The sequence below is a fragment of the Microbacterium sp. NPDC088619 genome, from assembly GCF_044752825.1.
Lineage (GTDB): Bacteria > Actinomycetota > Actinomycetes > Actinomycetales > Microbacteriaceae > Microbacterium.
Genome location: NZ_JBIVLZ010000001.1, coordinates 2375722 through 2387864, shown reverse-complemented (window position 1 = coordinate 2387864; position 12143 = coordinate 2375722). Strand labels below are relative to the sequence as shown.

Genomic DNA, 12143 nt, shown 5'->3' with positions numbered 1-12143 from the left:
GTCAGGGTGTGGGCACTGCGGCGAAGATCTGGTCGATGATCTCCTCGCTGCGGATGCCCTCGGCATCGGCCTCGAAGGTCAGCAGCACGCGGTGGCGCAGCACGAGGTGGCGCAGCGAGCGGATGTCTTCGGGGATCACGTGACCGCGGCCGTTCAGCAGCGCCAGCGCCCGGGATGCCTGCAGGAACGCGATGCTCGCACGAGGGCTCGCGCCGTACTTGATGAAGCGGGCGCGCTCTTCGCCGATGTAGGGCGCCGGGTTGCGGGTGACGTAGGCGATCGAGACGATGTAATTGCGGATGGCCGGGTCGACGTAGATGCGGCTCGCGACGTCCTGCAGCATGTGCACGTCGTCGAGGCTGATCGCGCTCGAGACGTGGCGGTCGGGGTCGAGCACACCCGAGTCGATGCGCCCGAGGATCTCGAACTCCTCGGCGGGGCTCGGGTACTCGACGATCTCCTTGAGCAGGAACCGGTCCATCTGGGCCTCGGGCAGCTCATAGGTGCCCTCCTGCTCGATGGGGTTCTGCGTCGCGATCACGAGGAACGGCTTGGGCAGGTGGTGCACCTCGCCGCCGATCGTCGTCTGGTGCTCCTGCATCGCCTCGAGCATGGCGCTCTGGGTCTTGGCGCTCGACCGGTTGATCTCGTCGAGCAGCACGAAGTTCGCGTGCACCGGGCCGAGCACGGTGCGGAACGAGCCCGTCGCCGCGTCGTAGATCTGGTTGCCGGTGATGTCGCTGGGCAGCAGGTCGGGGGTGCACTGGATGCGCTTGAACTGCGCCCTGACGGTGTCGGCGAGCGTGCTCGCCGCGGTCGTCTTCGCGAGACCCGGAACGCTTTCGAGCAGGATGTGCCCACCGGCGATCAGCGAGATCAGCAGGCTCATGCGCAGGCGCTCCTGGCCGACCATCTTCGCCGAGTACGCGTCTGACACGGTCTTGAGCACGGCGGTCGCGCGCTGAAGCTCGGCCTCGGTGGGAGCTTCGGATCTCTTGCTCGCCGATGTCGACGCCGCAGGGGCCGGGGGAGCGGATGCTGCGGATGCCTCAGCACGGGCCGCAGGAGCGGGAGGGGCAGGCGGGGCGGCCTGGGCGGAGGGGGCAGGTGGGGGCGGCGGCGTCGAACCTGCGGAGGGGCCGGGCGCGTAGGGCTCGTTCATCGGTATGTCTCCTCGTTCCCACGGGGGACGCGTCGACGACCCCCGTCGACCAGCGTAACCTCATCCGCTGGCGCGGCTCCGGCTCGGAGACGGATGGCGCGGATGCGGGGCGCGCAGGGGGACGGCATTCGTGACTCGGCATCGTGAGGTCTGGTCCGGTTCGACGCGTATATCGGCGGAGCGACGGACGCGTGCTTAGCTGAGAACTCGATCTTCGGATGATGCGGGAACGATGAAGCAGCCCAGAACGATGCCGCGCAGTGCGCTCGAGTACTCGATCGGACGACCGCTGTGGGTGGCCGTGGTCGTGCTGAACGTGATCCTCGCGGCCGTCGCCACTGTGCTGTGTGTCTGGACGTATCTGCATGACACCGCATCCATGCGCCCGATCCTGGGGGTGCTCATCGCCGTCCCCGCGCTCTGGTGGGTGATCGCGGTGACGCTGTGGCTCACGACCCTGTCTCGCCGACGCGTGAGCGCGGAGGACGTCAGTCGGGCGAGCGCGAGCGTCCCCGGGGGGATACTCCTTCCCGGATCGAAGCTCGTGCCCGCGACGACGCTGGTCGCGGCGCTCGCCGCAGCGGCGACCTTCGCGGTTGCCGCGGTGAGCGTCGGCGGTGCGTGGAGTGTGGTCTGGGCGGTGTTCGCCGTGCTACTGCTCGGTCCGATCGTCAGTCACCTGATCTCGCTGCGGCAGCCTCGGCGGCTGTTCCTGCATCCTCGCGGGCTCGGATCCGCGACCTTCCACCTCGATGCCGAAGTGCACTGGGATGACATCCTGAGCATCGACGTCGGCGTCGGGATGAACAACTCGATCGTGCTCAAGATCACCGTGCGTCCCGGGGCCGCCAGCTATCGCGAGCGGTGGCGTCATCCATTCTCACGCAGGCGCGGCGTGATCGACGTCGACCCCGCAGCGCTCGGGGTGGACGGGACGCTGCTGTGGCTCGCGCTCCGCCTCTATCGACTGGAGCCGTCGACGCGGGAGGAGCTCCGCGGCGACCGGGTTCCGATCCGACTTCTCGATCCGCGGGAGGCCGTCGCCACGACCCCGCAGCATGTGAGTGCTCCGGTGCTCTCGGTCTTCAGTCCTGAGGGCGCGATCCGCTAGCCGCGTCCGTCGCGCTGCCGCGCCGGCGGCCGACCCAGACCACGAAGCACGCGACACCGATGATGGCGATCGCGATGCCGACGATGTACCCCGAGACACCGAGGTAGCCGCCGGGCACCAGGTGCGGATTCAGGAAGGGGTACGGGTACCACCAGGCCTCGCCGGTGGCAGGGGCGATGATGAAGTTCGCGCGGATCATCGTGTAGACGACCCAGACGATCGGGAAGATCGCGACGATGGCGACAGCGCTCCAGCCGAGTGCCCGTCGTCGAGGGGCGAACAGCAGGTCGGCCAGGAGGAACAGTGGGATGACGACGTGCAGCACCTCGTTCGACCACGGCACGGTCACGCCCTGGGGCAGTTCGACGTTGCGGAGAAGCGTGTTGTAGACGATGCCGGTGACGATCATGTAGGTGCTCACGCAGGCCAGGGCGATCGCGAACCACGTCGGCTCGGGCTCGGTGCCGCGTCGGTGGCGCAGTGCCCAGATCGCGCCGATCGCCAGAATGATCACCGCGAGCACGTTCGACAGGATCGTGAAGAAGCTGAGGAAGTTCGCGGCGACAGTCGGGATGTGCTGGCCCCACTCGGTGGTGGCGTTCAGCGCGTTCTGGATGCTGCGGGCGAGCTGCGCGACGATCGCCGCGAGTCCGAGCACGGCTGCTGCGAGTCGTGCGTAGGGCCACCAAGTCGTCATATTCGCCTCCGCGCACACTTTATCGGTCGGGATCCGTCTGATCGCTAGACCGAAATACCGATATGTCGATAGCGTCTGCGCAAGAGCGCAGCGCACGCGGCCGGGAGGGGCACATGAGCGAGGGCACCGCGGGATCCAACGGCACGGGGGAGCGGCGACGACTGTGGCGCGGACGGGCTGGGCTCAGCATCCAGTCGAAGCTCCTCATCATGCTCCTGGCGGTGAGTCTCGTGTCATCCGTGATCGTGGGCGCGATCGGATTCGTCAACGGTCGGCAGTCGCTGCACGATTCGGCGGTCGATCAGCTCATCACGATCCGATCCATGAGAGCGGCGGAGATCACCGACGCACTCGAGACGGTCAAGCGCGATGCCTCGTTGCACTCGCGCAACCTCAGTGCGCAGACGCTCTCGACCTCCCTCAACGAGGGCTTCGAGGAGCTGCAGCAGCACGAACCCGAGCCGGGGGAACGCGAAGGACTCGAGGCGTACTACAGGGACTTCTTCATCCCTCAGCTCGAAGGGCGGACCGGCGACGAGTACGGGGACAGTGCCTTCATCCCCGACTCCGTGGCCGGCCAGCACCTGCAGTCTCACTTCACCACCCAGAACGAGGACTTCGACGCGGACTACGACACCCTCCTCAACGACAACGATCCTGATGACGGAACGCCCTACGGCGAGGCGACTGTGCGCTACGGCGACTACTTCACACGGCTGGTCGAGGAAGCCGGCTACGAGGATGCCCTGCTGATGAACCTCGACGGCGATGTCGTGTTCTCGGCATACAAGGGGCCGGAACTCGGCACCAACCTGCTGACCGGAGCCTACCGAGACACCGTGCTCGCGGGCGCGTACTCCGATGCCATCGCGACGAACTCGGTGAACACGGTGATCCTGACCGACTTCGAGCGGTGGATCCCGTCGCTCAACATCCCGACAATGTGGGTCATCTCGCCGGTGGGCAACGACGATCGGATCACGGGCGCGATCGCGTTCCAGGTCTCGATCCAGACGATCAACGACCTCACGACCGGCTCGGAGCAGTGGAAGTCGCAGGGACTCGGGGACACCGGCGAGGTCTACCTCGTGGGTCGCGACGATCTGATGCGCAGCAACTCGCGGCGGCTCATCGAGGACCCGGCGAGCTACCAGGAGATCGCGATCAACGGCGGCGTCCCGCCGAGCGTCGCCGAGCGAGCCGTCGAGGTGAACGGCACGGTGCTGTTGCAGCAGGTCAACACCCAGGCGGTGACGGATGCCCAGGCGGGCCGTTCGGGCACGACGATCGGGCGGGATTATCTGGGCCGCGAGAGCGTCACTGCCTACGCGCCGCTGGAGGTCGAGGGCCTCGACTGGGTGATCATCGCCCGCATCGACTCCGAAGAGGCGTTCGCGCCCGTCAGCGACTTCACCCGCACGGTGCTGCTGTCGCTGCTGGGCATCATGCTGGGGGTGTCATTGCTTTCATTGCTGCTGGCGCAGGTGTTCACCTGCCCCGTGCACAGGCTCGTCGGTGCGGTCCATCGCGTCGCCGAGGGCGATCTCGACGTGCAGGTGCCGCAGGGCTCGCGCGACGAGTTCGGCGATCTCGGCAGCGCGTTCAACGACATGGCATCGAGTCTGCGCATCAAGCAGGAGCTGATCGACGAGCAGCAGGCCGAGAACGAGAAGCTGCTGCTGACCCTGATGCCCGAGAGCGTCGCAGCCAAGTACAAGAAGGGCGACGAGGCGATCTCGGAGGCGCACGAGAACGTGTCGGTCGTGTTCGCCGAGCTCGTCGGCTTCGACGAGTACGCGCGGGGCCTGACCGCCGAGCAGGAGATCGGGCTGCTCAACACCCTCATGCGCGGGTTCGACGAGGCGGCCGAGAAGGCTGGGGTCGAGAAGGTCCGCACGCTGCGCGGCGGGTACCTGGCGTCGTCCGGTCTGATCGTGCCTCGCGTCGACAACGTGCGCCGCAGCGTCGACTTCGCGCGCCTCCTGCTCGGCGTCGTCGAGCGGTTCAACGCGCAGAACGGGTCGTCGATCGGCCTCCGTGCCGGGGTCGACACCGGCACCGTCACGAGCGGACTCGTCGCCCGCACGACTCTCGCCTACGACCTCTGGGGTGATGCGGTGAACCTCGCCTATCGGGTGCGCTCGGTCACCGGCGACCCCGGCGTGTATGTGAGTCAGACGGTCTACGACCGCACGCGGGAGATCTTCACGTTCACCGAGGCAGGCACGGTCGAGGCGCACGGGAAGAGCGAGACCGTCTGGAAGGTGAGCTGACATGCTCGACGACGCGTTCCGCGATGGCTGGGGGTGGTGGGTCGTCGCGCTCGCGGTCGGGGTGCCGGTGCTGCTCGTCGTTCTCACCGAGATGATCAACGGGCTCCGCCGTCGCAACAGCCCGCTCGCCGGCCCCCTCCGTCTGCTGCGCAACGGGGTGATCCCGGTCGGCGCACTGTTCGCGCTGCTGGCCTTCGCGATCCAGTCGCCCGCTGATCAGGTGTGGACCCGCGTCGCCGCGACCGTCTTCGGGTTCCTCGTGATCCTGCTGCTGCTCTCGTCGTTCAATGTGGCGCTGTTCGCCAACGCCGCCGAGGACTCGTGGCGCAAGCGGATCCCGACGATCTTCGTCGAGATCGCCCGTCTCGTGCTCGTCGCCCTCGGGCTCGCTCTCCTCTTCTCGTGGGTGTGGGATGCCGATGTGGGCGGCCTGTTCACCGCCCTGGGCGTCGGATCGATCGTCATCGGGCTCGCGCTGCAGAATGCGGTGGGCGGCGTCATCTCGGGCCTGCTGCTGCTGTTCGAGCAGCCGTTCAAGATCGGCGACTTCCTCGATGCGGCCGGCGTTCGAGGGCGCGTGGTCGAGGTCAACTGGCGCGCCGTGCACATCGATACGGGGTCGGGCATCCAGATCGTGCCCAACTCGAGCCTGTCGGGTGCGTCGTTCACGAACCTCTCCGAGCCGGACGGGCCGTACTCGGCATCGACCTCGGTGACCTTCGCGACAGACGATCCGCCGCACGAGGTGATGGCTCTGCTCGTCGAGGTCGCCGATGCGCTGCCCATGCTCGCCGATCGGGAGCGGGCCTCGGTCAGCTATTCCGGCGCCGGCGCATACGGTGTCTCGATTCCGGTCGCGGGACCCGCGGATGCCGGACGCGCACTCTCGATGTACCTGTCGTGGGTCTGGTACGCGGCGCGGCGGCGTGGATTCGCGCTCGACGGCGACGCCACCGACCCGATCGCCGAGCCCGGTCGCCTCGCCGAGGCGCTCGCCGAGATCGCCGGCACGCTGCATCTGCACGACGACGATCTCGAGGCGATGACGCAGAACTCGCATCTCGAGCGCTACGGCGTCGGCGAGGTTGTTCTCGCCAGTGGTGTCGTTCCCGACGAGGTGCGGGTGGTCGTGTCGGGCCGGGCGGTGCTCGCGATCGAGGTCGATGGCGGTCGCGTCGAGTTCACATCGGCGGAGAAGGGCGACCTGATCGGTCAGACCGCGCTCACCCGCGAGCGGACGCAGGCTGTGACGGTCGCGGGCGAGATCCTGACCGTGCTCGTGCTGCCGCTCGCGACGATCGACGAGCTGATCCGCACTCGCCCGAGGCTCGCCGCCGAGATCGGAGAGTCGCTCGAACTCAAGCGCAAGCTCGCCGGCGAAATGCTCGCGAGCGTCGAGGCGCAGCGCGGGTCGATCCGTCAGCGCAGGTCGGTGTCGCCGCGCTGAGGCTTTCTCAGCCCGCCTGGGTCAGGCCGTGCGGCGACCCCACTTCATCCGGGTGACGAGCACGCCGAGCAGGCAGAGTGCGCCGCCGACGAACATCAGCGGGGTCGGCACCTCGCCGAGGATCGCCCACGACATCAGGATCGCGATCGCGGGAACGACATAAGTCGTGGCCGACGTCTGCCCGGCGGTGCTGCGCTGCAGCACGTACGCCCACGTGGTGAAGGCGATCGCTGTCGGGAAGATGCCGAGATACACGACCCACAGAGTCGAGCCGAGCGGAGCCGTCTGCAACGCGCCGACCAGGCTGCCCACCCAGGGGAGCAGCGCGACGGTGCCGGCGGCGGCGCCGAGGAAGGTCAAGGTCGTCGCGTCGGTGCCCGCGCTGAGCAGACGCTTCTGCAGCAGAGTGCATCCCGCGTACATCACAGCGGCGAGCAGCGCGAGCAACAGGCCGGTGATGTCGGGCCCCTCGCTCGTGGAGGAGTTCATGCCGATCAGCACGACGCCGAGGAACGCGATCGGCGCTCCGATGATGAGCGGCTTCGGGAACCCCTCTCGAAGGAAGAGCCCGCTGAAGACCACGACCATGAGCGGCGCGAGGTTCACGACCATCGCCGCGGTGCCCGCGTCGAGCGTGCGCTCGGCGGCGTTCAGGGCCAGGTTGTAGACGCAGAACCACCCGATGCCCCACACCGCCACGAGCCACCAGTGCCGACGGTCGGGAAGACGGATGCCGTGGCGCACCGCGATGATCGCGAGCACCGCGGTGCCCACCGCCATGCGGAGCAGCGCCAGCGCGCCGGGGTCGAAGTGCGGCCCTGCACCGCGGATGCCGATGAACGCCGACGCCCACAGCACCACCGTCACCAGGGCGGCGACGAGCACGAGCGGCCCCTGGGTGCGGGGCTTCGCTGTGGTCAGGCTGTCGTCGCCGTGCAGGCGACCGGTCTTCGGCATCCTCCGATCGTGCCACCGGCCACCGACATCGGCGACCGGCTGGAGCGACAGCATCCGCTCGTTTTCCGCCAGCTGTCCGTCGGCTCCGCTCGGCAGGGTCATCCGCAGGACGTGAGCACGGTTGCAGGACGAGGCGCAGGCTTTCGTCCTGCAACCGTGCATCGGTCCTGCAGACGCACACCCCGTGCCCCGGGGATCGGCATCGGGTCGCAGCACCGGGCCCGGCGCCCGGACCCGGCGCCCGTCGGGTGAGCACCCCCGGAGGTGGCCACTCCACAGCCCGAAACGGCCGCGAAACAGCCCTTCGGTAGGATGGAGTCGCCCGACAAGGGCCAGCTCATCAGCCGGTGCAAACCCGGCGAAAGCAAGGGGGATACCCATGCCAGGAATCGTTATCGTCGGCGTCCAGTGGGGCGATGAGGGCAAGGGCAAGGCCACCGACCTGCTCGGCGAGCGCACCGACTGGGTCGTCAAGTTCAACGGCGGCAACAACGCGGGCCACACGGTCGTGGTCGGCAACGAGAAGTACGCGCTGCACCTGCTGCCCTCCGGCATCCTGTCGCCCGGTGTCACACCGGTGATCGGCAACGGCGTCGTCATCGACCTCGAGGTGCTCTTCAGCGAGCTCGAGGCGCTCGGCGGCCGCGGCATCGACGTCTCGCGCCTCAAGGTGAGCGCCAACGCGCACCTGATCACCCAGTACCACCGCACGCTCGACAAGGTCACCGAGCGATTCCTCGGCAAGCGCATGATCGGCACGACCGGCCGCGGCATCGGCCCGGCGTACGCCGACAAGATCAACCGCGTCGGCATCCGCGTGCAGGACCTCTTCGACGAGAACATCCTGCGCCAGAAGGTCGAGGGCGCTCTCGACCAGAAGAACCACCTGCTGGTGAAGATCTTCAACCGTCGAGCGATCACGGCCGACGAGATCGTCGAAGACCTGCTCTCCTACGCCGAGCGTCTGCGTCCGATGGTCGCCGACACCGGATACCTGCTCGACGAGGCCCTACGGCGCGGCGAGGTCGTCGTGTTCGAGGGTGGCCAGGCCACCATGCTCGATGTCGACCACGGCACCTACCCGTTCGTCACGTCGTCATCGGCCACCGCCGGTGGCGCGTCGACCGGATCGGGTATCGGGCCGGGCGCGCTCGACCGCATCGTCGGAATCGTCAAGGCCTACACGACTCGCGTCGGGTCCGGCCCGTTCCCGACCGAGCTGTTCGACGAGCAGGGCGAATGGCTGCGCTCGCGCGGCTTCGAGTTCGGCACAACCACCGGGCGCCCGCGCCGCGTCGGCTGGTACGACGCCCCGATCACCCGCTACGCGACCCGGGTCAACGGCATCACCGACCTCGTGCTCACCAAGCTCGACATCCTGACCGGTCTCGAGCAGATCCCGGTGTGCGTCGCCTACGACGTCGACGGCCGACGCTTCGACGAGGTGCCGGTCAACCAGACCGACTTCCACCACGCGACTCCCGTGCTGGAGTACTTCCCGGGCTGGAGCGAGGACATCTCGACCGCGCGCACGTTCGACGACCTGCCGAAGAACGCGCAGGACTACGTCATCGCGCTCGAGGGCATGAGCAACACGCGCATCTCGGTCATCGGCGTCGGCCCCGAGCGCGACCAGGTCATCGTGCGTCACGATCTGCTCGACTGAGCGCGCTGTGACACGGTTCTGGCTCGGCGGGTACGGCCCCGCGATGGAGGGCGCGGCAGACGGCATCGGTCTGCTCGCAGGCGACGAGAGCGCGCCGACCGCGCTCGAGTATCGCGGTGCGGTCACTCGGACCCCCTCGCCGTCGTGGCTGGCGCAGCATCCGACCCTCGACGTCGTCTACGCGGCGCTCGAGGGCGATGCGGCTGTTCAGGCGTTCTCGCGCAGCGGGGAGTCGGCGCTCCAGCCGATCGGCGAGCCCGTGCCTGCGGGCGACGGCGTGTGCCACGTGGCGGTCTCGTCGAGCGGATCGTTCCTCATCGCGAGCTGCTACGGCGACGGACGGGTCGTGCGCATCGGCATCGACGCGCAGGGGCGCCTGGTGCAGGATGCCGTGAACAAGGCCGCCGAACTGCGCGCAGCGCTCCTCGGCGAACCGCTCGAGGAGACGGCGCCGGCCGGTGTCGCCGCCTCGGCATCCGATCCGTATGCCGGTGCGCTCACCGCCACCGGAGACGAGCGCTCTTCGCACGCCCACTCCGCGGCGTTCCTCGCCGACGGGCGCATCGCGACGACCGATCTCGGATTCGACCTCGTGCGCATCTGGCGTCCGATCGCGGGCGGGCTCGTGCTCGATCACGAGGTCGTGCTGCCCGTCGGCACCGGTCCGCGTCACATGGTCGTGCACCCCAGCGGTCACCTGCACGTGGTGACCGAGTACTCGTGCGAGGTGTTCACTCTCGCGGCCGGGCGCGACGGCACATGGGCGGTCGTGTCGTCGGTGCTCACGAGCCCCATCGCCGAGATCGGCGTGGACTTCCCCGCCGAGCTCGCCCGCACGCGTGACGCCCAGTTCCTCTACACGGCTCTGCGCGGCAGCAACACCATCGCCGCTCTGCGTGTGCGCGGCGGGGGCGAGGCTCTCGAGTCGATCGCGCTCGCCGACTCGGGGGTCGACTGGCCGCGTCATCACCTCGTGCACGAGGGCAAGCTGCTGGTCGCGGGGCAGCGCTCCGACACCGTCGCGCTGATCGATCTCGACGAGCGCACGGGTGCACCTCTCGACATCCGGCACGTCGCTCAGGCTCCGGCGCCCACGCACATCCTGCCGGTGCGCTGAGGCGGTCGACGGGAGCAGCTTGACCTCAACCATTGTTGAGGTTCTACGGTCGACCCTATGACCATCGACACCGATGCGGTTCCGACCGCGAAGCCCGCCACCGGCATCCTGAGCGGCGCCTACGTCTGGATCACCATCGGCGCCTGCGCGCTCGTGTTCCTCGGGGCGTTCGAGTCCCTCGCCGTCACGACGGTGATGCCGGCGGTGAGCGCCGACCTCGACGGCGAACGGCTGTACGCCCTCGCGTTCGCCGGCCCTTTGGCGACGGGGGTCATCGGCATGGCCGTGGCGGGCAACTGGGCGGATCGCCGCGGGCCCGTGGCTCCGCTCTACGCGTCGGTGGTCCTGTTCGTCATCGGCCTCGTGGTCGCCGGACTCGCGCCGAGCATGGAGGTGCTCGTGGCCGGACGCTTCGCGCAGGGCCTCGGCAGCGGCGGGCTGATGGTGGCGCTCTACGTGGTCGTCGCTCGCGTGTACCCGCGGGACCTGCACCCGGCGATCTTCGCGGGGTTCGCCGCGGCCTGGGTCGTGCCCTCGCTCGTCGGGCCCACCGTCGCCGGCGCCGTCACCGAGATCTGGAGCTGGCACTGGGTGTTCCTCGGCGTGGTCTTCCTCGTCGTCCCCGCGCTGCTCATGGTCATCCCGGCGCTGCGCGGACTCTCCGGCGAGGGCGACGTCGCCACGCCCTGGGCCTGGGGACGACTCGGCTGGTCGGTGCTCGCCGCGGTCGCCGTGCTCGCCTTGAATCTCGTCGGCGATCTCCCGGGAGCCGGGCCCGTGCTCGCGGCCGCCGCCGTGGTCGTGGCACTGGTCGCGGTTCGTGCGCTGCTGCCGAAGGGCACGCTGCGGGCGCGACGGGGTCTGCCGTCGGTGCTGCTCGTGCGCGGGCTCGCCGCCGCCGGCTTCTTCGGCGCTCAGGTCTACATCCCCTACCTGCTGACCGAGCGCTATGAGGTCTCGCCCACCATCGCCGGACTCTCGCTCACCGGCGGCGCCCTCGCCTGGTCGGCTGCCGCCACCGTGCAGGGGCGCATGGGCGTCAGGCTCTCGAGTGTGCTGGCCGTGCGCCTCGGAACGGTGCTCGTCGTCGCGGGAGTCATCCTCGCGCTCGTCGCCACCGTGCTGTCCGCGCCGGTGATCGTCATCATCCTCGCCTGGGTGCTCGCAGGAGCCGGTATGGGGCTGATGAGCCCGCGCACCAGCGCGCTGACGCTCGAGATGTCGGCGCCCGAGAACCAGGGCTTCAACAGCTCGGCCATGACCGTGGCCGACTCGTTCGGGAGCGCGCTGGCACTCGCGATCACCGGAGTGCTGTTCACCGGGCTGGCCGCGGCGGGAGACCCGTTCATCGCGGTGTTCGCTTTCGCCGGGATCATCGCGCTCGCCGCGGCGGTGCTCGCGCCCCGGGTCGCTGCTCGTGGGGTGTGACCTGGTCCAGGCAGGTCTGCGTCGCCGAAACCAGGGGGATGCGAGCCGATACGGGGCGCCCGGATGCAGGACCGACGCACAGATGCAGGACCGAACCACGGATGGGGTCCTGCAGACGTGCCCTGATCCTGCAGACGGACCGGTCACCCGGCCGAGAAGGGGCCGGAAGGAGTGGAGGTGAGGTGGCCTGGAACCACGGTGACGACGCGCCCGGCGACGCGCCCACGGAACAACCACCCCGTGACTCGGCGTTGGTCTTGAGCAAGACTGGGCGACGGAGAGGTG

Annotated in this window: 9 protein-coding genes; 6 read left to right on the top strand and 3 right to left on the bottom strand. The window is 68.8% G+C overall.

Annotation, left to right across the window (positions count from 1 at the left end; all coding sequences use genetic code 11):
- Window position 1: 1 nt before the first annotated feature.
- The gene (locus ACIP5T_RS11450; RefSeq protein WP_400863203.1) at window positions 2–1162 is read right to left on the bottom strand and encodes an AAA family ATPase; all 1161 of its coding nucleotides are present in this window, start codon (window positions 1160–1162) and stop codon (window positions 2–4) included.
- 232 nt (window positions 1163–1394) lie between these two features.
- On the opposite strand from ACIP5T_RS11450, the gene ACIP5T_RS11445 reads away from it, so the two are divergent.
- Window positions 1395–2273, top strand: coding sequence for a hypothetical protein (locus ACIP5T_RS11445; protein WP_400863202.1), 879 nt, complete (start codon window positions 1395–1397; stop codon window positions 2271–2273).
- Here the strand turns inward: ACIP5T_RS11445 and ACIP5T_RS11440 are convergent.
- Window positions 2248–2970, bottom strand: coding sequence for a Pr6Pr family membrane protein (locus ACIP5T_RS11440; protein WP_400863200.1), 723 nt, complete (start codon window positions 2968–2970; stop codon window positions 2248–2250). The two genes, ACIP5T_RS11445 and ACIP5T_RS11440, sit on opposite strands and share 26 nt — an antisense overlap.
- 113 nt (window positions 2971–3083) lie before the next feature.
- Between ACIP5T_RS11440 and ACIP5T_RS11435 the strand changes: the two genes are divergently transcribed.
- Both ACIP5T_RS11435 and ACIP5T_RS11430 read left to right on the top strand, forming a co-directional pair.
- Window positions 3084–5243 (top strand): adenylate/guanylate cyclase domain-containing protein, encoded by a 2160-nt coding sequence (locus ACIP5T_RS11435; protein WP_400863198.1) that lies wholly within the window; start codon window positions 3084–3086, stop codon window positions 5241–5243.
- A 1-nt stretch (window position 5244) separates the two neighbouring features.
- The gene (locus ACIP5T_RS11430) at window positions 5245–6690 is read left to right on the top strand and encodes a mechanosensitive ion channel domain-containing protein (protein WP_400863196.1); all 1446 of its coding nucleotides are present in this window, start codon (window positions 5245–5247) and stop codon (window positions 6688–6690) included.
- A gap of 21 nt (window positions 6691–6711) precedes the next feature.
- Here the strand turns inward: ACIP5T_RS11430 and ACIP5T_RS11425 are convergent, their stop codons facing one another.
- Window positions 6712–7749: a DMT family transporter gene (locus ACIP5T_RS11425; protein WP_400863194.1), complete on the bottom strand. Its 1038-nt coding sequence runs from the start codon at window positions 7747–7749 to the stop codon at window positions 6712–6714.
- Window positions 7750–8026: 277 nt separating this feature from the next.
- Between ACIP5T_RS11425 and ACIP5T_RS11420 the strand changes: the two genes are divergently transcribed.
- From ACIP5T_RS11420 to ACIP5T_RS11410, 3 genes are read left to right on the top strand one after another with little or no spacing between them, the layout of a single operon-like run.
- Complete coding sequence (locus tag ACIP5T_RS11420; RefSeq protein WP_042540385.1) at window positions 8027–9313, top strand: adenylosuccinate synthase; 1287 nt, start codon at window positions 8027–8029, stop codon at window positions 9311–9313.
- Between the two features lie 7 nt (window positions 9314–9320).
- Window positions 9321–10430 carry a lactonase family protein gene (locus tag ACIP5T_RS11415; protein WP_400863193.1) on the top strand — a complete coding sequence of 370 codons (1110 nt, stop codon included), beginning with the start codon at window positions 9321–9323 and terminating at the stop codon, window positions 10428–10430.
- A gap of 57 nt (window positions 10431–10487) precedes the next feature.
- Complete coding sequence (locus ACIP5T_RS11410) at window positions 10488–11858, top strand: MFS transporter (RefSeq protein WP_400863191.1); 1371 nt, start codon at window positions 10488–10490, stop codon at window positions 11856–11858.
- Window positions 11859–12143: the final 285 nt, after the last annotated feature.